Below are 23,351 nucleotides of genomic sequence, written 5' to 3' on the forward strand. Positions count from 1 at the left end.
ACCGGAAGAATACCGGCTGATGGCTGAAAACCCGGAAGTCTCAAAAAGTGCCTGGAACTAAAGCTGGGATACTTACAATTTAACCCGGCTCCACTCAAGTTGAAGAACTTTATTATGCTACAACTTGAGTGCTTGTTCTGACCATACAGCATATCAACCACTGGAACTGCCCGCTTAAGTTCGATATCTGACTGCTTTTACTCTGCCGTTGGCTTGTGACACAGTCATCAAACTCGCTGCGAGTGTGACTCATCCCCAATGATTAACGCTGAGGATGACGTTTTTATCAGGCGGATTGTGTTTACAGTACAAACTCAAACAACTCATCGTGTGTGGCGACGACCGCCATCCCATTTGGCAGAACCCACCCGCGGAACATCCCCAGCGTGTTATATGGTGCACAAACGTTGCCGTGAGCATCAATCGCAATAGCACCCGCGCCCACGCCGAGTTGTTTGAATTCACCTAATACTAATTTATTGGCCGCTTGTTCCAGCGTTTCACCGCCGTAACTCATACGGGCGGCAATATCGTAAGCCATCACATGACGAATAAAGAATTCCCCTTGGCCGGTGCCAGATACTGCGCACACACCGTCGCGGGCGTAAGTGCCTGCACCAATGATTGGGCTGTCGCCGATGCGTCCCGCTGGTTTATTGGTGTAACCGCCGGTAGAGGTTGCCGCTGCCAGATGGCCATTAATATCGCGAGCCACTGCGCCAACGGTGCCGTGTTTCTCCGATTCTCTGGCGGCTTTATACGTGCCAGCCTGCTGGTGGCGGCGCATAGATTCTAATGCCGCAAGGCGGCGTGGCGTGGTGAAGTAATCCGACTCAACACATTCCAGACCTTGTTGTTTGGCAAAATTATCGGCCCCCTCAGCGGTAAGCAGTACGCTTTCTCCTAAATCGAGCAGGCGGCGGGCGGCCAGCACCGGGTTACGGATATGGCGCGCGCCGCACACGGCACCAGCGGCCAACGTTTCGCCATCCATAATCGCCGCATCCAATTCGTGTTCGGCGTCGCTATTGAGTGCCGCACCATAACCGGCGTTGAAATAGATAGAGTTTTCCATCACTAATACGGTGGCTTGTACTGCGTCAACGGCGGTGCCGCCGCTGCTAAGAACGTGCCACCCGGCGCGCAATGCTTGTTTGAGATGCTCACGCGCTTCTTCCCATTCTGTCGGGGTCATATCTTCTGGGGCCATCACGCCGCAGCCGCCGTGCAATGCCAAAGAATAAGGAATGTGGTGTTCAGTCATGACAGATTGCTCCATTGCTCAGCGCGTTAAACAAGATGGCAGGCAACGTGTTGCCCACCGGGTTTTTGGGCTAATATCGGGCGTTCGGTTCGGCAACGCTCGGTGACGTGCGGACAGCGGGTATGGAAGCGACAACCGGACGGAGGTGATAGCGGGCTTGGCAGCTCGCCGGTCAGGCTGACATTTTTACCGCGCTCGTTCGGGTCCATACTCGGTGCTGCGTTTAATAGCGCTTGAGTATAAGGATGCAGCGGCGTTTGATACAGCGTTTCGGTATCGCCAACTTCGACCACTTCCCCCAGATACATCACCGCGACGCGGTGCGAAATATGACGTACCAGCCGTAAGTCATGTGCCACAAACAGTACGCTTAAAGAGAGTTTTTGCTGTAAATCGAGCAGTAAATTCACCACTTGCGCCTGAACGGAGACATCCAACGCAGAAACCAGTTCATCAGCGATCAATACGTCGGGCTGCACCGCTAAGGCGCGGCTGATACCAATACGCTGGCGCTGGCCGCCGGAAAACTCGTGCGGCAGTTTGTCGATGGCGTCAGCGGGCAGACGCACTAACTCCATTAGTTCAAGTATACGCGCCGGGATCTGCGCTTTCGGGCACATGTTATGTACTGATAGCGCCTCGGTCAGCATCTGACCCACGGTCATTCGTGGATTAAGTGAACTGTACGGGTCTTGGAAAATCATCTGCACCTGACGGTTAAAGCTGCGCCGGGCTTTGCCCTGTAGTGCGGAAATATCTTTGCCGTTAAAGCGAATTTTACCGTCACTGGTCTCGAGCAAACCGACCATTGCGCGGGCGAGGGTGGATTTACCGCAGCCGGATTCGCCAACGATGCCGAGCGTTTCACCACGCTGCATCTCAAGGCGCACGCCGTTTAACGCCTGCACATATTTTCGCGGTTTACCTTGCAAGCGGTCCAGCAGCGGATAAGCCAATGGGAAGTGCACCATCGCATCTTCTACGCTGAGGATCGACAGATTCGGTGAGTAGGTCGTTTCGCTCATCTCAGGCTCCTGATGTTGGCTGCAAAGTGGTGGCAGCAGGCAAGTCGGCATAATGATGGCAGGCCACGTGATGCTGCGTATTCAGGCTGTCCAGGATAGGAACTTCCTGCTCGCAGCGTGCGGTTTTATAACGACAGCGTGGGCTGAAACTACAGCCTTTTGGCAGGTTTAGCAGCGATGGCGGCGTACCTTCAATCGACAGCAGCGGCGTACGCTCACCGCCGGTTTGCGGCACTGAAGCCATTAACCCTTGAGTATAAGGATGGCGTGGTTGGCTGAAAATCTCGGCCACAGGCGCATTCTCGACGATGCGTCCGGCGTACATCACCGCGACGCGATCGCACAGCTGGGCGACGACACCCAGATCGTGGGTAACGAAGATCATGCCCATACCCAATTCATCACGCAGGGTCGACAGCAGTTTGAGGATCTGCTCTTGAATGGTGACGTCCAGCGCGGTCGTTGGCTCATCGGCAAGTAATAACTGCGGATTACCCGCCAGCGCGATAGCGATCATCACCCGTTGACGCATACCGCCAGAAAACTGATGCGGATAATCATCAACCCGCATTTCTGGTGCCGGTATACCCACCTGATTTAACAGCTCAATGGCGCGGGCGCGGCGCTGTTTTCGATTGAGGTCAGTATGCGCCGCCAGGCTTTCATCAATTTGTCGCCACACGGTTAATACCGGGTTTAGGGCGATCATTGGTTCCTGGAAAATCATCGCGATTTCGCCGCCGCGTACCGCTCGCAGCTCTTTTGGCGGCATGTCGGATAGTTCACGACCTTGCCACTGGACAGACCCGGAGATATCGGTGGTTTTTGGCATCACCCGCAACAAAGAGCGCAAGGTGACGCTTTTCCCCGAACCGGATTCACCAACCAATCCCAAGATTTCGCCAGGTTGTAAGCTAAAACTCACGTCCTGAATCGCCCGCAACGTACCGCGTGGCGTATGGATCAGAGTGTTTAATTGGCTGACGCGTAGCAGGCTATCGGCCGCTGGAGGTTGATTAAGTGCTTCTTCATTATGTGTCGTGTCAGGCATTGCTGTGTTAGGCATGAGTCGCCCTCGCATCTGTGGCGTTGGCCTCGTCTGGCTGACAAGGCCCGCTGTTATTAACCGTGATCAACTATTTGGATCAACTATCGTGAGCTGCTCGCTCGATCAACCTAAGCGCGCTCAACGATGGCCGGGGCGTAACCAGTCGGCAATCAGGTCGCCTAGCAGGCTAAAGCCTAGTCCGGTGACCACAATGGCAATACCGGGGAAAATAGTGATCCACCAGGCGGTATCCATAAAGTTTTTACCGGCGGCGATCAATACGCCCCACTCAGCGGCGGGTGGCTGCGCACCAAGGCCGAGATAGCCCAGACTAGAGCCAAGCAAGATAGCCAGCGCCATATCGGTCATCCAATACACAAGCGTGGTAGTAATGACGTTGGGCAGCACGTGGCGAAAGATAATGCGCAGCGGGCTATAACCCATCACTTTACCGGCAGCAACATAATCAAGGCGCTTTTGTACACTGACTTCACCGGCGATCAGGCGGGCATAGAACACCCAATAAATGATGCCCACCGCGATGTACATGCTGTTCAGGCCTGGGCCGAGGATTGCCACAATAGCAATTACCAACACCAGCAATGGAAACGTGATCACAGCATCAACAATGCGTTGAAACAGCACGTCGGCAATGCCGCCAAAATAGCCGACTAACAATCCGGCCAAGGTACCGAAAATCATCGGGAACAAGGTGGTAAAGAAGGCGATTTGCAGATCAACCTGGTAGGCGTAGATCACCCGGGCAAAGATATCGCGGCCAAAGTTATCGGTGCCGAACCAGTGTTGCAGACTCGGCCCTTTTAGGATGGCGCGAAAATCAAAAGCCAGCGGGTTATAGCTGGTGATCCAGTGTGGGAAGAATGCGGCCACCAGCGTAAATAGCACTATGACACAGCCGAGTAGTGAAGACAGCGGCAGGTGTCGTCGCCATGAACGGGTCAGTGAACGTTGGGTGATCAGTTCGCTCATCTTGCTCTCCGTGGGTCAATCATTACCTGCACGATATCGGTGATCAGAAATATCAGCGACACCAGTACCGACAGCACGATCACCAAGCCTTGTACCATCGGGTAATCTCGGCTGAAAATGCTATCGACCATCAAGCGGGCAATGCCCGGTACGGCAAAGACGGTTTCGGTGATCACCGCGCTGCCGATGGTGGTGCCCATATTCAATGCGAAGAGCGTCAACATTGGGATCAGCGAGTTGCGCAGTACGTGGCGCAGCAAGATCACCCGGCTGTTTAATCCTTTGGCGCGAGCAAAGGTGATGTATTCAGCATCCAGCACGGCAATAATTGAGTTACGCAGACTGTTAATCAGGATTGAGGTAATGCTCACGGCCAGCGTCAACGCCGGTAAAAACAGGTGATACAGTTTTTGCCCAAAAGTATCGCCATAGCCACCGACCGGGAACCAATGCAATTTAGCCGAAAGCAGCGTCAGCAAGACCAGCCCGATATAAAACGTCGGCATCGATAAAGTGACTTGCGACGTACCGCGAATCGCCACATCGGCCACGCTGTTGCGTTTCAATGCCGAGATAAACGCCAGCGGTATCGCCATGAGAAGCGCCATCACGCCAGCCATGGCGGTCAGTAACAAGGTAACCGGCAAACGTTCGGCAATGACTTGGGTTACCGGCGCGTGTGATGAATAAGAAGTACCCAGATTGCCGCTGGCGACCTGGCGAACAAAATCATAAAACTGTACTAACAACGGTTTATTCAAACCGAGCTGTGCATTGATACGGGTGACGTCGGCGGTGGTCGCTCGGTCGCCAATCATGGCGCTGGCCGGATCGCCCGGTAGCAGACGCACCAGCGTAAATGTCACCACCAGAATCACCAGCAGTGTGGGAATAATCAATAATATCCGTTTCAGGATATAGGCAAACTCAGGCACCTGTGCCTCCTGGTTTCATGCTGACATCATTCACAAAACGTCCCTGTCTGGGAGCAAGGCAGTCTGCGCTGCCTTGCATTTCCTCAGTCTTATTAGAATTATTTTTGCAGGTAGGTCTCGGTAAAGATGTTGTTCCCCAGTGGGATCTGCACGAAGCCGTGAACATCTTTCTTCAGCGCTACCGGGTAGGAGCTTTCATATAGCGGAATGCTTGGCCCGGTAGTGTTGTAGATATCCTGAATTTGTTTGTAATCTTGCGCACGCTTAGCCGGATCGATCTCTTTTTGCGAGGCTTCAAACAGTGCATCTAAATGGTCGTCTTTCCAGCCGGAGTGCAATGCCTGAATGTTTTTCGAATAGGCAAAGTAGGTGGTGATTTCATTCGGGTCGGCAATATCGTCAGTCCACGGCGACAGGCGCATCTCGAAATTACCTTTACGATAGTTGTCAGTGCGCGTTGCGACATCGACCTGATTAATCGACAGTTTAACCCCAATCTGCGACCACATTTGTTGCAGGGCGGTGGCAATACTGATGTCATCTTCGTTACCAGACAGGATCATCAGGCTAGTGCTAAAGCCATTCGGATAACCGGCCTCTTTCAACAGTTGCTGCGCCTTTGCTACATCGACCGGATACAGCGGTTTGGTGCCGGAGTTGAGCGGAGTAGAGGTCGACATAAAGGAGGTCATCGGCTTGCCGATACCGAACGTCACCAGTTGGATAATGGCATCTTTATCAATGGCGTAATTCAGTGCCTGACGCACTTTCGGGTTCGCCAACGGGTTTGGCTTGCCGTCGATTTGTGGGCGAGCGTTGACGTTAGCATATTCCACGCGGGTTGACGGATAGAGCATCATATTGAGCGATGGATCGCCTTGCAGCTCTTTAACGCGAGAATAAGGAATAAACTCAGCACCATCCAGCTCGCCTGATTGCAGTTTCAGGATGCGGGTTGCATCGTCAGGGATGATTTCAAATTTGATGCCATCCAGGTACGGCAGGGATTGGCCATCCGCCCCTTTCGCCCAGTAATACGGGTTGCGTACCAGATTCATGGTGGAGTTATGCTGCCAGGATTTCAGCACAAACGGGCCGGAACCGACAGGATGTTGCGCAAAGGCTACCGCTTTATCGTGATCGGTTTTCCCCGGTTCCGCTTCAAATTCTTTCGATGGCATGATCGAGGTATTGAATACCGTTAATGCGCTCAAGATCGCCGGATCTGGATGAGAAAGATGGATCACCACGGTTTGCGGATCGCTGATGCTTACGCTATCGATTGCGCTGACCAGGAATTGCCAAATGCCGTTACCCGGCTTGCTGGCACGCTCGAGTGACCATTTCACATCTTCTGCGGTGATCGGCGTACCGTCGGAGAATTTAGTGCCCTGGCGCAGCGTTAAGGTGACGCTTTTGCCGTCGTCAGACACTTTCCATGCCGTCGCTAACCCCGCCTCAATGCCTTTACCATCGTTGGTTGGGTGTAACAGCGTGTCGTACAGGTTAGAGAGGATCCAGATATCGTAGTTATCTTCGGTGTATACCGGCTCAAGGAAGATACTGTCGGCGTAACGGCCATACACCATAGTGCCACCACGATGGATCTGATCGGCAGCTTGTGAGGCAGAAACGTTGAGTACGCCTGCTGTCAGTAACGCTGCCAAGGTCAATTTTCGTATTATTGTCATTGCCATGCCCTCTAATTCGTCAGAAATGAAGTGCCCGTCATGAAGTTGCTTGGGTCTTAGCAAAGGGCTAAGACAAGGTATTACGTGGGTTCATTGAATCTTGTTATTCACGGCACATGGCCTATCTGTTCTAATGAACCAATACGATATTTGTAGCATTGCTCACTCGTTGTCAATAATTAGCGCAAAAAAAATGCAACAAAATCGGTATTTCTAATATGTCAGTACACTTTTTAAAGTTTTTTTCTTTTTTACTCTTGCGTTGCTGCAAAATAGAGCAGTAATGTATTATCAGACCAGTACAGTTATTAAGGCAGGATATGGAATTTCATCTCGATCGACAGTCTTCTCTTCCCCTGGGTGTTCAACTGCGGGGCATGATCGAATATGCCATTACCTTTGGCGCACTAAAGCCCGGCGAGCAGTTGCCTTCAGTGCGAGAGATGGCGGAGTTGGTTGGCGTTGCACCGATGACGGTGGCGCAGGTATATCGAGAATTGAAAGAAGCCGAACTGGTGTACAGCAAGCCCGGCTCAGGAACCTTTATTGCCGATGCAAGTGTACTACAAAGCGCGGGTATTCAAGATCTCGACGATTTGCATCAGCAGGTGGATAAGGTGATCGATTGTGGTTTAGCGCTGGGGATCAATGCCAATGATCTTGGTGCGTTAGTCAGCAGCCGTTTTAACGATCGTCAGCGGAAATTGCAGAAGAAAAAGGTGTTTTTAATCGGCAACTTTGTGCAATCCGCCCGTGATTATGCAGAGGCGATTGCCGAAACCTTGGGGGATATTGCCGATATCGAGTCGACAACTGTATCGGAGCTTAATCAGGATGAAGCTTTACGCAAGCGAGCCAGCGGTGCCGATCTGCTGCTGACTTTTGCGCACCGTCGACGTGAGGTGAGTCAATTACTCCCAGGACAACCGCTGCTCAATATCAGCTTTATTCCATCAGAAACGACCCGACTCTCTCTGGCGTCACTCGACCCTCTCGCCAAGGTGCTGGTGGTCTCTATTTTTCCAGAATTTACCTCGCTGATGGCCAATGGCGTTCAGCGATTCGCTCCACATGTGCATTCTGTCACGGTTACCCAACGTGATGATCCAAAACTCGATAGCCTGATGAAACAAACCGATGCGTTGGTCTATGCCACCGGCGCCGAATCATTAGGCGAGCAGCTTGGCGTCGGCCAGCACTGCTTTGAGTATCGCCATGTTCCTGACGCAGGTGAGATCCAGCGGGTGGTTATCCCATTATTGCAGCAGGGCCTTTTAACATCGTCCAACACTAGGGAACCCAATGAGAATTAGTGAGATGAACTGGCAGCAGCTCGAGCGCTACCTGCAAACCGATGACCGGGTCATTGTGCCGCTTGGCAGTACCGAACAGCACGCTATGCTCAGCCTGTCGGTGGATTCGATTCTGGCAGAAAAAGTCGCGCTTGATGCTGCAGAGTTGTCGGGCGTGCCGGTGTTTCCTGTGCTGCCTTTTGGGATGACACCGGCGTTCAGTGATTATCCCGGCACCATTAGCCTGAGTATGCAGACCTATATCGGTGTGATTAACGACATCCTCAACAACCTGAAACGCCAAGGCTTTCGGCGCATTCTGTTTGTGAATGGTCATGGCGGTAACTCGCCGGCGCAAAATATGATCAATGAGTGGATGGTGAATAATCCTGGCATCACGATTCAGTTTCATAACTGGTGGAACGCGCCAGCAACGTGGGCGAAAGTCACTGACATTGACCCTATTGCCTCCCATGCTTCGTGGATGGAAAACTTTCCCTGGACACGCCTGACCGGTGTTGAGATGCCAGATACCCGCAAGCCAATGATAAGCCTGAGCGAATTACGCAAAAAAGACCCGGCAGGCGTGCGTGCCTATCTTGGTGATGGTAACTACGGCGGTTACTACCAGCGTGCAGATGATGAAATGCTGGCTATCTGGCGCACCGCAGTGGATGAACTGCGCGAGATTATCGACACCTTATAACGGGGAAGTGGCCGCATGTCAGAGAATACGCAAGCATTACAACCGATGGTGATTTGGGGAGCCGGCGCGATTGGTGGGGTGATCGGCGCGGCATTTATTCGCGCAGGCCAGCCGGTGATCTTTGTCGATAACGTAGCAGAACATGTTGCGGCGATTAATCAGCGAGGGTTGAAGATAACCGGGCCAATGGGCGATTTCAGGCTCGAGGCGCAGGCTTTTTTGCCAGAACAGCTGGTCGGTGAATTTGACTGCATCCTGCTGGCGGTAAAATCTCATCATACCGAAGCGGCGATGGCAGATATTGCGCCGCATCTTGCTGAGCAAGGCTGCGTGGTTTCGCTTCAAAACGGTCTTAATGAACACCGTATTGCCGAGGTCGTTGGTGTTGAGCGCACCGTCGGTGCCTTCCTGAATTTTGGCGCGGATTTTCTCGAACCGGGGGTGATTCACCACGGTGGGCGCGGCGCGGTGGTCATCGGTGAGCTTGATGGGATAACGCGTCCTCGTACCGAGTACCTGTTCTCGCTGTTACAAACGCTTGATAGCGCGGCGGTGTTAACCGATAACATCTGGGGTTTTTTGTGGGCCAAGATGATTTATGGCGCATTGCTATTTGCGACGGCATTAACCAACGACAGCATTGCCGATGTGTTTGCCACGCCGCAGTGTCGCCCGGTATTGACAAGGTTATCGCTAGAAATTGGCGAGCTGGCTGCGGCGCAGAATATCAAACTGCAGGCCTTTGACGGGTTTGACCCGCAGGCGTTCTTACCCGATGCCTGCCCAGAGCAAACTCAAAAGTCCTTTGATGACATGGTGGCGCATAACCGCCGTTCGGCGAAATCTCATTCTGGCATCTGGCGTGATTTAGCGGTGCGTAAGCGTCCGACTGAAGTTGATGCCCAGATTGCTTGCGCTATTCCTATTGGCGCGCGTTTCAATTTGCCGATGGCGTTAACTACGCAATTAGTGGCGCTGATTCATCAGGTGGAACGCGGTGAGTTGCCGCAGTCGCAAGAAACGTTGGCTCTGCTGGATATCTAATTACAGGACTCTACCATGCAAAACAGTTTTGATTTTACCGGCCGTCGCGTGTTGGTGACGGGCGCTGCCCAAGGTTTTGGCCGCGCGATTGCTCAAGCATTTTCTGCACGCGGTGCGTCAGTTATCGCCTGTGATATTCAGCAGCAATTAGTTGAAGAAACGGCGGCGTTATGCGGTGAAAACTGCCAGGCGCGGCTGCTGGATATCAGCGATGCGGCGGCGGTGAAAGCCTTATTTGATGAGTTAAACACTAAAGGTCAATCGATTGATACGCTGGTAAATAACGCCGGTGGCGTGGTCGGTCAGCAAGGTCAGCCGCTTGAAAACGTCACTTTTGAACAGTGGCAGGCGATTGTTAACGTCAACCTGACCGGCGCATTTTTGATGTCGCAAGCGGCAGTCAGCGCCATGAAACACAATAAATTTGGCCGTATTATCAATATCTCCAGCCGCGCTGGATTAGAAATCAGCCTGACCGGTATTCAGGCTTATGCCAGTGCCAAGGCTGGACAAATTGGCTTAACCCGCCAGTTAGCCCACGAACTCGGCCCGTGGAATATTACCGTTAATAACGTTGCCCCCGGTTTTATCCGCAGCAACCCTTCCACCGAAAAGCAGTGGGAGGCGATGGGTGAAGAAGGGCAGCGCCAGCTAATAGAACGTATCGCCCTCAAACGCCTTGGCGTCGCAGAAGATATCGCTCATGCGGTTCTCTACTTTGCTTCCGACTGGGCTAACTGGGTCACCGGCCAAATACTCAGCGTCGATGGCGGCAAATAATCTCAGCGTAAGCCCCAAGGATGGGGAGTCATGCAGCTAACGCAGAGATGGCATCCAGTATTACCGGTATATCAACGCCGCCGTTCGTCGGCGTTTCTTTTATCGTAATAACCTCAGTTGTCTCTCGCCCTTTATTGATCTATTAGTTTTCGTTCAGAATCCAATAGCCTGTCTTTTGACCTCTGGCCTTCATCCTTTTGATCTTGGCCTTAAATAGCGCATCTTATCGGCCAAGCGAGCGAACTCGCGCCGTTCCAAGATAAATACCCGCCAGTAATTTTCCTCAACCTTCTTTGTTGGTTTCTATAAGTAATAATCCCATAATGATCTTTCCACTAAGACGATGTAAATTAACTGCAATCTCGACATATTATATTTGAATTGCTTACTGAACCTTTACGATGTCCTAAAAACAGTTTTGGTTTATTTTCTGGATAATAAAATTTCTTGTTGAAACGCTTATTTCAACTTTTCCATTTAAATATCACTGCGAAATTAAGAAACTTATGCTGCCAACTGCCCCGTCAAGCTCGAAAAAACGTACAAAGTTATGGTTCCTGCTGGCGGTTATTCTGCTGGTGCTCCTGGTGTGGTTCTTCTTTTTCCATAATCGCCAAACGCCTGAAGGTGGCCCGATGGCACATCGCGGCGAAGGCCAGCGCGGTGAACATCGCGGAGGCAACGGCGGCGGAGGCCGAAACGCCAATATGCGGGCCATGCGCATGGCAATGAACGGCGGTGCCACACCCGTTCAGGCTGGTAAAGCCACGGTTGCCGATGTGCCGGTTTATCTTCGTGCGCTGGGTACGGTAACGGCGAATGCGAATGTGACAGTAACCAGTCGCGTTGACGGGCAGTTGATGAAGGTTTATTTCACCGAAGGACAAAAGGTGAAAGAAGGGCAGCTATTAGCGCAAATAGATCCGCGCAGCTATCAAGCAACGTTGGATCAATATCAGGGCGATTTGGCACAAAATCAGGCATTACTGAAAAGCGCTGAATTAACCTTAGCCCGCTATAAAAAATTATTCGCTCAGGATTCATTGGCTCGCCAGGATCTCGATACCCAGATTGCGACCACAGGACAATATGCCGGGGCGGTAAAAGCCGATTTGGCACAAATTGCGGCGGCAAAACTTAATATTGAATTTGCACGTATTACTGCGCCGGTCAGCGGATATGTTGGATTACGTTTAGTTGATCCGGGAAATATGGTGTCAAGCAGCAGCTCTACCGGCATTGTCACTATTACGCAAACCCAGCCAATTGCGGTGACCTTCAGCGTGCCGCAAAGTAATTTGCAAACGCTGCTGAAAGCGTTGCGTGGCGGTCAGACATTGCAGACCACCGCCTTTGACGAAAATGGCAATAATTTACTGGCACAGGGTAAGCTTTCGTTTATCAGTAACGAAATTGATACCAGCACCGGTAGCGTGAAACTCAAGGCGTTATTCGATAATGATGATGAGGCACTGTATCCGAATCAGTTCGTCAATACGCGCTTGCAGGTTGGTACGCTGAAAGGGGCAACGGTGATCCCATCCGCCGCACTGCAATTGAGTGGCGATGGTGATTTTGTTTATCTGGTGAAACCAGATAACACCGTGTTGCGTAAGCAAGTAAAAGCCGGGCCAGATTTTGGTAACGACCAGGTTGCTATCCTGTCAGGAATCGAACCTGGCGATATGTTGGTTACCAACGGTATTGACCGCTTGAATGATGGCGATAAAGTGCAAATTGTCACTGCCAACGGCCAAAATGCTGCCGAGCCTGCCACGGCGGCTGATGCCACCACGCGCCCGCAACCGGGGCAACAGGAGCCATCTGAGCAGGCTGACCCTCAACGCGTTAAACACAGCCAAGATAGCGAGTCGAAATGAATCCATCTCGCATCTTTATCGAAAGGCCGGTCGCCACTATTCTGTTAATGATTGGTGTGCTGCTGTCGGGGATTTTTGCCTACAACATGCTGTCGGTTTCAGCATTGCCCGAGGTTGATTACCCGACGATTCAGGTCACCACGCTTAATCCTGGCGCCAGCCCTGATGTGATGGCATCTGGGATCACCGCACCATTAGAGCGTCAACTCGGGCAGATGCCCGGGTTGAGCCAAATGTACTCTACCAGCTCGACCGGCTCTTCTTTAATTACCCTGAAATTCTCGCTCGACTTGTCACTTGATGTCGCTGAGCAAGAAGTTCAGGCAGCGATTAACGCGGCGAATAACCTGTTACCCACTAATCTGCCTAATCCGCCAACCTATAAAAAGGTTAACCCGGCGGATGCAGCGGTACTGACGCTGGCGGTGACTTCAAATTCGCTGCCAATGACCCAGGTGCAAGATTTAGTTAACACACGCATGGCGTTGAAACTGTCGCAAATTTCTGGCGTTGGGATGGTGACATTGGCCGGTGGGCAACAGCCTGCGGTGCGTGTGCAGGTCAACCCAAGCGCGCTGGCAGCCCATAATCTGACGCTGGAATCGGTCAACACACTGATTAGCAATAGTAACGTCAATGGTTCGAAAGGTGGTTTTGATGGACCGCATCATTCCATTACCATTGATGCCAATGACCAGCTGCGCTCAGCGGCCGATTACGGCAATTTGATACTGACTTATAACAACGGTGCCGCGCTGCGTTTACGCGATATCGCCACGATTAGTGACGCGCCCCAAAACCAATACTTATCAGCCTGGGCTAATAAGCAGCCGGCGATCATTATTAATATTCAGCGCCAGCCGGGTGCTAACGTCATTGCGGTCGTCGATGCCATTAAAGCACAGCTACCGAAATTACAGTCGGCGCTGCCCAACTCCATTAAAGTCACCATTCTTTCTGACCGAACCCAGACCATTCGTGCGTCGATACACGACGTGCAATTTGAGCTGATGCTCTCTATTGCGCTGGTGGTGATGGTGACCTTCCTGTTCTTACGCAATGTAGCGGCAACGTTGATCCCAAGCCTGGCGGTACCTTTGTCGTTAGTGGGCACCTTTGGCGTGATGTATCTGTCGGGTTTCAGCCTCAACAATCTGTCGCTGATGGCGCTGACGATAGCCACCGGATTTGTTATCGATGACGCCATCGTGGTGGTGGAAAATATCAGCCGCCGTTTAGAAGACGGCGAAACGCCGATGCAGGCGGCGCTGAAAGGCTCGAAGCAGATCGGCTTTACCATTATCTCGCTGACTTTCTCGCTGATTGCGGTACTGATCCCGCTGCTGTTTATGGGCGATATCGTTGGGCGTCTGTTCCGTGAGTTTGCTATCACGCTGGCGGTATCGATTATGGTGTCGATGTTTGTATCATTGACCCTCACGCCGATGCTGTGCGCCTATTTACTGCGCCATATCCCGGAAGAGAAGCAGAGCCGTTTTTACCGTAAAAGCGGGCAGATGTTTGATAAGCTGATTGCCGGTTACGACCGTATGTTAACCGTAGTGCTCAACCATCAGCGTTTGACATTACTGGTCGCGCTGGCAACTTTTGCCGTGACGGCATTGCTGTATATTGCCGTGCCGAAAGGCTTCTTCCCTTCGCAAGATACCGGGATGATCCAAGGGATCACTCGCGCCTCGCAAAGCGTCTCCTTTAGCGAAATGGGACGTCGCCAGCAAGCGCTAGCCGATGTGATTTTGCAGGACAAAGATGTCGAGAGTGTGGCATCGACCATTGGTATCGATGGCAATAATACCAGCTTGAATAGCGGCAGCTTGCAGATCAACCTCAAACCCTTTGATCAGCGTAGCGACCGTGCGGCGCAGGTGATCGCGCGTTTGAAAGAAGAGACGGCGTCGATCCCGGGTATTCAGCTATATATGCAGGCATCGCAGGATTTAACCGTTGATGATCAGGTTACGCCAAGCCAATACCAGTTCACGCTTGATGATACCGATAGCGAAAATCTGCTGACCTGGACGCCGAAACTGCTCGATAAACTCAGCGCGTTGCCGGAATTTAGCGACGTGGTGAGCAACTTACAAACCCAGGGACAGGTTGCCTATGTTGAGCTTAATCGCGATGCGGCAGCCCGTTACGGAATTACCGCTTCCGACGTTGATACCGCGCTGTATAACGCTTTTGGTCAGCGGCTGATTTCGACCATTTTTACCCAGTCCAATCAGTACCGTGTGGTATTAGAAGTTGCGCCGAAATATCAGCAATCGCCAGATGCGTTTAATGATATCTATCTGGCGACTAACAGCGGTAATACCAGCACAACGACCAGCACCAGCAGCAGTGACAGTAACTCAACCAGTACATCTAGCAGCACCGATAATAACTCCAGTTCGGCCTCGGCCAGCACGACGAGTGGCACCTCCGGTACAACCGGCATGGTGAGATTGACCTCGATTGCCACTATTCATATGCGTACCGGTTCGCTATCACAGGCGCGGTTAAACCAGATCCCGGCGGTAACGGTGTCGTTTAACCTCAAAGATGATTACTCGCTGGAAAAAGCGCAGCAGGCTATTCGGGATACGGTGAAAGCCATTGGCATGCCGGATACCGTGACGCTGCATTACCAGGGCGCGGCGGAGTCGTTTGATAACGCTACTGGCAATACGCTGTGGTTGATCCTTGCCTCGTTACTAACGATGTATGTGGTGCTGGGCATTCTCTACGAGAGCTTTATTCACCCGGTGACCATTCTTTCCACGCTGCCGTCGGCGGCGGTCGGTGCGCTGCTGTCGTTACTGTTTAGCGGCACCGAGTTCAGCCTGATTGCTCTGATTGGGGTGATATTGCTGATCGGTATTGTTAAAAAGAACGCCATTATGATGATCGACTTTGCGCTGGAGGCGGAACATAAACAGCATCTGTCGCCGCGTGAGGCGATTCATCAGGCCTGTTTACTGCGTTTCCGACCGATATTGATGACCACGATGGCGGCGCTGCTTGGTGCATTGCCGCTGATGCTGGCGAGTGGTTCGGGGGCTGAACTACGCCAACCGCTCGGGCTGGTGATCGTCGGCGGGTTGATCTTCAGCCAGGTGCTGACGCTGTTCTCGACGCCGGTGATTTATCTGATGTTTGATCGTCTGGCACAGCGCTGGCGGCCGAACCGCAGAACAGCTGCGGCACAGGCGGAATAAATGAATATTTCGCGCTTCTTTATCTTCCGGCCGGTGGCAACCCTGCTGCTGATGATGGCGGTGATCCTGCTCGGTTTGCTGGGTTATCGCTTATTGCCGGTTGCGCCGCTGCCGCAGGTGGATTTCCCGGTGATTCTGGTCAGCGCCAGCTTGCCGGGGGCCAACCCGGAAACCATGGCGGCGACGGTTGCGACACCGCTGGAACGTGCGTTAGGGGAAATCGCCGGGGTCAATGAAATGACCTCCAGCAGTTCTAATGGCAAAACTTCCATTGTGTTGCAGTTTGATTTAGACCGCGATATCAACGGGGCGGCCCGCGACGTACAGGCCGCAATCAACGCTTCACGCGCGTTGCTGCCAAGTAGCATGCCGTCGATGCCGACTTATCGTAAAGCCAACCCTGCCGATGCGCCGATTATCATGCTGGCGCTGACTTCCAAGACGCGCAGCAAAGGCGAGCTGTACGATATTGCCTCCAGCAAACTACAGCAAAACATTGCGCAGATTAACGGCGTGGGGCAGGTATCGCTGGTGGGCAGCGCGTTACCCGGCGTGCGTATCGACTTGCATCCTCAGGCGCTCAGCTCTTACGGTATTTCGCTCGATACCGTGCGTCAGGCAATTGCTAATAACACCACCAATCTGCCGAAAGGGGTATTACAGGGCGGCAGTCAGTCGTGGATGATCGAAGGCAACGGCCAGCAAAGTACCGCTAAAGAGTATCAAAGCCTGATTATCACCTATGTGAATGGGGCAGCGATCCGTTTAAGCGATGTCGCGCACGTGTATGACTCGGTTGAAGACAAATTTAACGTTGGTTATTTCAATAGCACACCGTCGGTAATGATCAGCGTCACCCGGCAGGCCGGTGCCAACATGTTGGATACTATCGAAGCCATTAAGGCGGCATTGCCGACGATGCAAAAAGAGTTACCGGCAGATGTGCAACTTAATCTTGGCCTGGACCGTTCACCAACGGTATCGGCATCATTGCGCGATACCGAAAAAACCTTGCTGGAAGCAACGCTGCTGGTTATCGCCGTGGTATTTGTCTTCCTGCGCAATTTGCGGGCGGTGATCATCCCGGCGCTGGCGCTGCCGGTATCGTTAATCGGTACCTGCGCGGTGATGTATCTGCTCGGTTACAGCTTAGATAATCTGTCGCTGATGGCGTTAATTATCGCCACTGGGTTTGTGGTCGATGACGCCATTGTGGTGCTGGAAAATATTACCCGTCATATTGAAGAGGGCTTAGGGCCGGTACGTGCGGCGATTAAGGGCTCGAAAGAGGTCGGGTTTACCGTGCTGTCGATGACGTTATCGCTGGTGGCGGTATTTATCCCGATGCTGCTGATGGGCAGTATTGTTGGCCGATTGTTCCGCGAGTTTGCAGTTACGCTGACGATTTCGCTGCTGATTTCGATGGTCGTCTCACTGACATTGACGCCAATGTTATGCGCCCGTTTCCTTGGTCGTCGAGCCCCGGTAGAAAAGCGCCAGCCGCGACTCTATCGGTTGATCGAACGTGGGCTAAACGCGCTGCTGTCCGGCTACTCCAAAGGGCTGAATTGGGTGATGCGCCATCAGTTGATTACGCTGTTTGGTCTGTTCCTGACGATAGTACTCAATTTCTATCTTTATACCGTGGTCGAAAAGGGCTTTTTCCCGAATCAGGATACCGGCATGTTGATGGGGATGCTGCGCGCCGACCAGAACACCTCGTTCCAGTCGATTGAGCCGCAGATCATGAAGTACAGCCAAATTATTCAGAATGACCCAGACGTCGAAACGGTGATGAGTTCGGCCGGTGGCAGCGGCTTTGGCTCACGCAACACGGCTTACTTCTTTGTGCGTCTGAAGGATTACAACTTGCGCAAATCGACGGCCAATGAAATCGCCAACCGGGTGATGATGGAGACTGCCAAGCTGCCGGGCGCGCAGATGTTCCTGATGGCCGTGCAGGATTTACGTATCGGCGGCCGTAGCGCCAATGCGCAATATCAATACAGTCTGCAAGCTGACGATCTGGCGCTATTGCGCGAGTGGGGGCCGAAGGTCAAAGACGCATTGCAAAAACTGCCGCAACTGACCGGCGTGGATTCCGACGCGCAAAACGGTGGACAGGAAGTGATGCTCAATATTGACCGCGATCGCGCCACGCGCCTTGGGGTGAATGTGAAAACCATTGACGCCATGCTCAATAACTCGTTTAGCCAGCGCCAGGTCGCGACCATTTATAAAACGCTCAACCAGTATCACGTAGTGATGAACCTGACCGATGATTACACCAGCAATCCTAATGTGCTGAATCAGCTGTTTGTCATCACCGATTCCGGTAAGCAAATCCCGCTGTCTGCGTTCTCCAGTTTCAGTGGAGCCAATGCGCCGTTATCAGTGGCGCATCAGGGGCAGTCAGCGACGACCACCATTGCCTTTAACCTAGCCGATGGCGTCGCGTTGGAAGAAGGACAGGCAGCCATCAAAACTGCGATGGCGCAAATCGGTTTGCCGGGGACGATTCAGGCCAGTTATGCCGGGACGGCACAAGCCGCCGATGCCTTTGCGACGCAGATGCCTTGGCTGATTTTGGCCGCCTTGATGACCGTATATATCGTGCTCGGCATGCTGTATGAGAGCTACATTCACCCGCTGACCATTTTATCTACCTTGCCGTCAGCCGGGCTGGGCGCCTTGCTGCTGATGATCATGACCAATACTCAGCTGACGGTGATTGCCTTGATAGGGATTTTGCTGTTGATCGGTATCGTCAAAAAGAACGCCATCATGATGATCGATTTTGCGCTGGATGCTGAAAGACGATTGGGATTAACGCCGCAGCAGGCGATCGTGCAAGCCTGTTTGATGCGTTTTCGCCCGATCATGATGACCACGCTGGCTGCTTTCTTCGGTGCTCTGCCGTTGGCATTAGGCAGCGGTGGTGATGCCGATTTGCGCAGCCCGCTGGGACTGGCGATTGCCGGTGGTTTAGCACTGAGTCAGTTATTAACCTTGTTCACTACGCCGGTGGTTTATCTGTATATGGATAGAATCAGCCGCGCGACGCGTCGTTTGTGGTTCCGCCTACGTCCGCATACTCAACCTGACGGGGTAAGCCATCATGAATAAGCCTTTTTCTTTTCACTTTTTAATGCGAGTAACAGCCGGTATGACATCGTATAACGCGCACCGCACGGCATTTCGACTGGCTCCACTGGCATTGGCACTGTTAGTCAGCGCCTGTTCGGTCGGACCGGATTACAAACGGCCTGACGTCACGATGCCATTAGCCTTTAAAGAGGCCAAAGGCTGGACCGCCGCTATCCCGCAAGATAATCAGCAGAAGGGCGAGTGGTGGTCGGTGTATCAAGACCCGGATCTGTCGGCGTTACTCAGCCAGGTACAAATTTCCAACCAGAATGTCGCGCAATACGCCGCGCAATATCGTGAAGCGCAGGCACTGGTTACTCAGGCTCGCGCCCAGCAGTTGCCGCAGGTTAACGCTACTATGGACAGCACGCGCAGCGGCACGGCGCTGAGTACCAGCAATAAGCAGTCGGCACAGCTGAGCGCCAGTTGGGAGCTGGATTTGTGGGGCAAGCTGCGTCGTACCAGCGAGCAGCAAAAAGCCAGCGCGCAGGCCAGTGCAGCAGATTTAGCGGATGCGACGCTGAGTGCGCAGTCTGAACTGGCGCAGGATTATTTCCAACTGCGGGTAATGGATGAGCAAATCGCGTTGTATCAGCGCAGTATTCAGGCTTATGAGCGTTACCTGGTGGTGATCCAAAACCAGTATCAAGGCGGCAATACCTCACGCGCCACTTTGGCACAGGCGCAAACTCAGTTGGAAAGTACCCGTGCGTCGGCGCTGCAAGTGCAATGGCAGCGCGCACAGCTCGAACATGCGATTGCGGTGTTAATGGGTAAAGCCCCGGCCGATTTTAGTCTGCCAGCCAAAACTATTAAATTTACTCTGCCAGCTATTCCGCCGGGTGTGCCGTCGCAGCTGTTGCAGCGCCGTCCTGATATTGCCGCGGCAGAGCGGAATATGGCTTCTGCCAATGCCGCGGTTGGTGTAGCAACGGCGGCCTATTATCCCGACCTGACCTTAAGCGCCAGCGGTGGTTTTACCAGTGATGCATTGCATAGTCTGTTCTCGCTGCCAAACCGCGTGTGGTCGCTTGGCCCGGAACTGAGCCAAACGGTACTCGATTTTGGCGCAACGCGGGGCAAGGTCGAGCAGGCTGAAGCGGCTTATGATGCTAACGTTGCCAGCTATCGTCAGACGGTGCTGTCCGCGATGCAGAACGTTGAGGATTATCTGGTTGAGTTACATACCTTAGATAGCCAGACGCTGGCACAGCAGCGCGCTGCCGATGCGGCACAAGAGTCCGCGCGCGTGACCTACAATCAGTATCAAGCCGGGATGATCGATTATCTTGATGTCGCGACTACTGAGAACACCAGCCTTAGCCAGCAGCAGAGCGTGCTATCGCTGCTCAGCACGCAAATGACCACTAGCGTGAAGTTAATCGTGGCGTTAGGTGGCGGCTGGCAAGGGTTAGATGCCGGGAAGAAGTGAAAGCCGTGATGGCAATGTTGTCTGGAATATCAAGATAGCCGGGCATAGTACGCCTAGGGGCGCTCCGGTGAGCAAGCCCACTACGGCCCCAACGGTGTACTCTCCCTAATAACGGGCTTTGTTAGTTGTTTGCAGCCCTTAGACAATGTTGTCTGGTATATCGAGATAGCCGGGCATAGTACGCCTAGGGGCGCTCCGGTGGGCAAGCCCACTACGGCCCCAACGGTGTACTCTCCCTAATAACGGGCTTTGTTAGTTGTCTGTAACTGATTATTTGCTTGAGCGACAATCTCGGCACCAACTTTGATTCGTGGCGCCAGAAGGAATCGTTCTGAATCCGAATAAGGTTTGTAATTCTCCTGCTGTACGCGCTGTAGTCTGCTTACAATTAGGGCAAGTATGTGGAAGGTTCACTGTTCCAACCATTTTCAATCTCCTTTAAATGCTGCTGCGTTCTCTACTGATTTTTATTGCCATCTAATGCTCTATTTATTTAATTTAAAATAATATAGTGCTCTGAATTTATCGGCGTGAGACGTGGAAACTTGATAGTAACTTACAGCGCTGTAAGGGACGGTGGAAAATCAGGACTGCCGTTAATCAAACTCCAATTGTTTTTAAAATAGGCGCTTCTTTCCTTCCGGCATATGGACTGTAATTTTGCACTATGTCAGGTTTTAAGTGGATTTTTCCGTTACTAATGCGCTGAAAAGAGTAATAGAGCTTTCTGGTTCGCTGATTTCTAAAGTGATGTCAGCCATTTTAAACCTCGAGATTGAATGTAAATAGTCACTCGAGAAGTGTTGTCTGGAACGCTAATTCCTGCTGTGGATGTTCCCGCAGCAACATGACTTTATTCCTATGAGATGGTGAATAAAATAGGCTGGATGAATTTACAGTGAGTTGTGGTGGGATCTGGAAGAGAGATCTCAGAAGTAGGATTTTAACTTTTTTTAGTTTTATTTTTTAGCTGGTGGGTAAATTATTTTATGTTCTTTTGCTATGCTCTCTCCAAAGGCAGTAAATTCGTTGATTTAGAACTCATTACACAACTATATGCCTAAAATAAATATTGGAAATTTAATTTAATATCAATTGATTACAGCGAAATATTCAACAGATAGATTGCAAGTAGTGTTAGAATCTATAAGATCATTGTAGTGATTTTACTTTTGAACATAGAGACGACAGACAGCAATGAAATTCACTTCACAAGATATAAAATTATTTGATGAGATTTTCGTTAATGTGTATGGGGCTGGCTACATCTTAGATTTTTCAAACAAGACAATGAGAGAATTTTTCGAAGAAGAATTATCTATTGATATTGACAACGATATTTATAAGGATGATGGAACTTCAAAAGCAAAACGTTTACGTTGCTTCATTAAAAAGTCTGATCGCGAAACTGTTTTAGTAGTTTTAGATAAGCTCTGGGCGTACCGCAAAACAATGAAAGTACCCCCGATGATGCCGACCGATGAAATATCATATTCACATCTAATAGAAAGATTGAAAAATGTAGATATTATCTCATCTGTCGGTATAGCTCCTCCTACGCTCGAAAGAACCAATGCTCCTAATTACCTATATTTTATTAGCGAATTAGAAACGATGAAAATGATGACTCCTCAACAACGAGGCTATCGTTTCGAAATTTGGCTTAACGAGCTGTTTTCTGCATTTCGCCTCTTACCCAATCCTAGCTTTAGAATTATAGGCGAACAAATTGATGGCAGTTTTCTCTTACATAATGAAACCTATCTTGTTGAAGCAAAATGGCATAGCCAGAAAACATCCGCACCAGATTTGCATATATTCCAATCTAAACTTGATCAAAAGGCTACATGGACTCGTGGAGTGTTCATCAGTTGGCAAGGATTTTCATCTGAAGCATTTGAAGCATGGGGAAAAAATAAACGTATTATCTGCATCACTGGTTATGATCTGTACCATATGCTAAATAATAATATTAGTTTGATTGAGCTTATTGAAAAGAAAATACGCCATGCAGCTGAAAGAGGTGAGTATTTTATAAGCATTGATAAGCTTTATCCGGGTTTGAAGTTTATTAATAATAAATGATTTGTTGAAGTATATTAGCATGAAAACATTTATTACATGCTAACTCTCCGTTTAAAGCCGCCCAAAACCCTGTGGGCGGCTCAGTACCAAAAACGGATGTAATAAATTAATTAGCCGGGAGCTATATCAGTGGAGTTAGCTCGCCAGCGTATTATGCTGTTACTCTATTGTTCCATGAATCCTTGTGGATGATATTACCATCACAATATTTCCATGTTATTGACTCATAGCGCATCTGAATATTTTCCAAATGCGTTCCTGTTACACCGCTCTGGTGTAGGTGCGGAGTGATTGCTGTAATTTTAACGTTTTCTAAGAAAATATTAAAATATTCACTTTCTATTCCTGACTCTAAAATTCGATACATTTTTATCGTTGCTGTTTTTAGCGTTATACCGGTACTTAACGCTCGATATAATAAAGGTGTGGATTTATCGAATTCTTTTTGAAAGACAAAAGGCTCATGAACTCTTGTCCCTGTTAGCTTTCCTGTATGCGCATCTGCTGGGATAAACATGTTATGCGTTACAGTTCTTAATTCTATTGCACCAACTCTTCCTGTGACGAGTGAGTCACCTACAATTGGAGAACCGTTCTCATCCACTAAGAAAAGATAAGCTGGATTTGACATATATATATCCTTATATAATGAAAATGGTAATTATATTTGAGTATTTACTCCCTACGTTTTAACTTATCAATTGTTTTGGATAATAGATAAATGAATAGTAACCAGAGCGACATACAGACGAATTTTAAAGGCCAAGGTTCAAAAAGCATAATGCAAAGTATAGAACCAATCACAACTAATGGC

16 protein-coding genes are annotated in these 23,351 nt (G+C 50.9%); 9 read left to right on the top strand and 7 right to left on the bottom strand.

The features are described 5' to 3' along the window. Positions 1-301 precede the first annotated feature (301 nt). The 6 genes from ACL9RG_RS20210 to ACL9RG_RS20235 all read right to left on the bottom strand — a co-directional run bounded on the left by ACL9RG_RS20210 (position 302) and on the right by ACL9RG_RS20235 (position 6,953). Positions 302-1,264 carry an isoaspartyl peptidase/L-asparaginase family protein gene (locus ACL9RG_RS20210; RefSeq protein ID WP_422794444.1) on the bottom strand — a complete coding sequence of 321 codons (963 nt, stop codon included), beginning with the start codon at positions 1,262-1,264 and terminating at the stop codon, positions 302-304. Between the two features lie 26 nt (positions 1,265-1,290). Continuing rightward, positions 1,291-2,289, bottom strand: coding sequence for an ABC transporter ATP-binding protein (locus tag ACL9RG_RS20215; protein WP_422794445.1), 999 nt, complete (start codon positions 2,287-2,289; stop codon positions 1,291-1,293). 1 nt (position 2,290) lies between these two features. Beyond that, positions 2,291-3,355: an ABC transporter ATP-binding protein gene (locus ACL9RG_RS20220; RefSeq protein WP_422794446.1), complete on the bottom strand. Its 1,065-nt coding sequence runs from the start codon at positions 3,353-3,355 to the stop codon at positions 2,291-2,293. 120 nt (positions 3,356-3,475) lie between these two features. Further along, positions 3,476-4,327 carry an ABC transporter permease gene (locus ACL9RG_RS20225; RefSeq protein WP_422794447.1) on the bottom strand — a complete coding sequence of 284 codons (852 nt, stop codon included), beginning with the start codon at positions 4,325-4,327 and terminating at the stop codon, positions 3,476-3,478. Further along, on the bottom strand, positions 4,324-5,262 hold the full coding sequence (locus ACL9RG_RS20230) for an ABC transporter permease (protein WP_422794448.1): 939 nt from the start codon (positions 5,260-5,262) through the stop codon (positions 4,324-4,326). The genes ACL9RG_RS20225 and ACL9RG_RS20230 overlap by 4 nt, the downstream gene beginning before the upstream one ends. 98 nt (positions 5,263-5,360) lie before the next feature. Continuing rightward, on the bottom strand, positions 5,361-6,953 hold the full coding sequence (locus ACL9RG_RS20235) for an ABC transporter substrate-binding protein (protein WP_422794449.1): 1,593 nt from the start codon (positions 6,951-6,953) through the stop codon (positions 5,361-5,363). A 320-nt stretch (positions 6,954-7,273) separates the two neighbouring features. Here ACL9RG_RS20235 and ACL9RG_RS20240 point away from each other — a divergent pair, with 320 nt between their 5' ends. The 9 genes from ACL9RG_RS20240 (at position 7,274) to ACL9RG_RS20280 (ending at position 22,537) form a co-directional block, all read left to right on the top strand. Next, positions 7,274-8,266 carry a GntR family transcriptional regulator gene (locus ACL9RG_RS20240; protein ID WP_422794450.1) on the top strand — a complete coding sequence of 331 codons (993 nt, stop codon included), beginning with the start codon at positions 7,274-7,276 and terminating at the stop codon, positions 8,264-8,266. Beyond that, on the top strand, positions 8,256-8,951 hold the full coding sequence (locus ACL9RG_RS20245; RefSeq protein WP_422794451.1) for a creatininase family protein: 696 nt from the start codon (positions 8,256-8,258) through the stop codon (positions 8,949-8,951). The genes ACL9RG_RS20240 and ACL9RG_RS20245 overlap by 11 nt, the downstream gene beginning before the upstream one ends. A 15-nt stretch (positions 8,952-8,966) precedes the next feature. Further along, positions 8,967-9,995, top strand: coding sequence for a ketopantoate reductase family protein (locus ACL9RG_RS20250; RefSeq protein WP_422794452.1), 1,029 nt, complete (start codon positions 8,967-8,969; stop codon positions 9,993-9,995). 15 nt (positions 9,996-10,010) lie between these two features. After that, on the top strand, positions 10,011-10,775 hold the full coding sequence (locus ACL9RG_RS20255; RefSeq protein ID WP_422794453.1) for an SDR family NAD(P)-dependent oxidoreductase: 765 nt from the start codon (positions 10,011-10,013) through the stop codon (positions 10,773-10,775). A gap of 506 nt (positions 10,776-11,281) precedes the next feature. Continuing rightward, on the top strand, positions 11,282-12,655 hold the full coding sequence (locus ACL9RG_RS20260; RefSeq protein ID WP_422794454.1) for an MdtA/MuxA family multidrug efflux RND transporter periplasmic adaptor subunit: 1,374 nt from the start codon (positions 11,282-11,284) through the stop codon (positions 12,653-12,655). Beyond that, positions 12,652-15,873 carry an efflux RND transporter permease subunit gene (locus ACL9RG_RS20265; protein ID WP_422794455.1) on the top strand — a complete coding sequence of 1,074 codons (3,222 nt, stop codon included), beginning with the start codon at positions 12,652-12,654 and terminating at the stop codon, positions 15,871-15,873. Before ACL9RG_RS20260 ends, ACL9RG_RS20265 begins: the two co-directional genes overlap by 4 nt. Further along, positions 15,874-18,999 carry an efflux RND transporter permease subunit gene (locus tag ACL9RG_RS20270; RefSeq protein WP_422794456.1) on the top strand — a complete coding sequence of 1,042 codons (3,126 nt, stop codon included), beginning with the start codon at positions 15,874-15,876 and terminating at the stop codon, positions 18,997-18,999. It begins immediately after the preceding gene. 40 nt (positions 19,000-19,039) lie between these two features. Then, positions 19,040-20,452 carry an efflux transporter outer membrane subunit gene (locus ACL9RG_RS20275; RefSeq protein ID WP_422794492.1) on the top strand — a complete coding sequence of 471 codons (1,413 nt, stop codon included), beginning with the start codon at positions 19,040-19,042 and terminating at the stop codon, positions 20,450-20,452. Between the two features lie 1,197 nt (positions 20,453-21,649). Continuing rightward, positions 21,650-22,537 carry a restriction endonuclease gene (locus ACL9RG_RS20280; RefSeq protein WP_422794457.1) on the top strand — a complete coding sequence of 296 codons (888 nt, stop codon included), beginning with the start codon at positions 21,650-21,652 and terminating at the stop codon, positions 22,535-22,537. Between the two features lie 151 nt (positions 22,538-22,688). Here ACL9RG_RS20280 and ACL9RG_RS20285 read toward each other — a convergent pair whose 3' ends face one another. Next, a complete protein-coding gene (locus ACL9RG_RS20285) occupies positions 22,689-23,168 on the bottom strand; it encodes an Hcp family type VI secretion system effector (RefSeq protein WP_422794458.1) in 480 nt (159 codons plus the stop codon). Positions 23,169-23,351: the final 183 nt, after the last annotated feature.

This window comes from Rouxiella sp. Mn2063 (genome assembly GCF_049319665.1).
Taxonomy (GTDB): domain Bacteria; phylum Pseudomonadota; class Gammaproteobacteria; order Enterobacterales; family Enterobacteriaceae; genus JBMOUD01.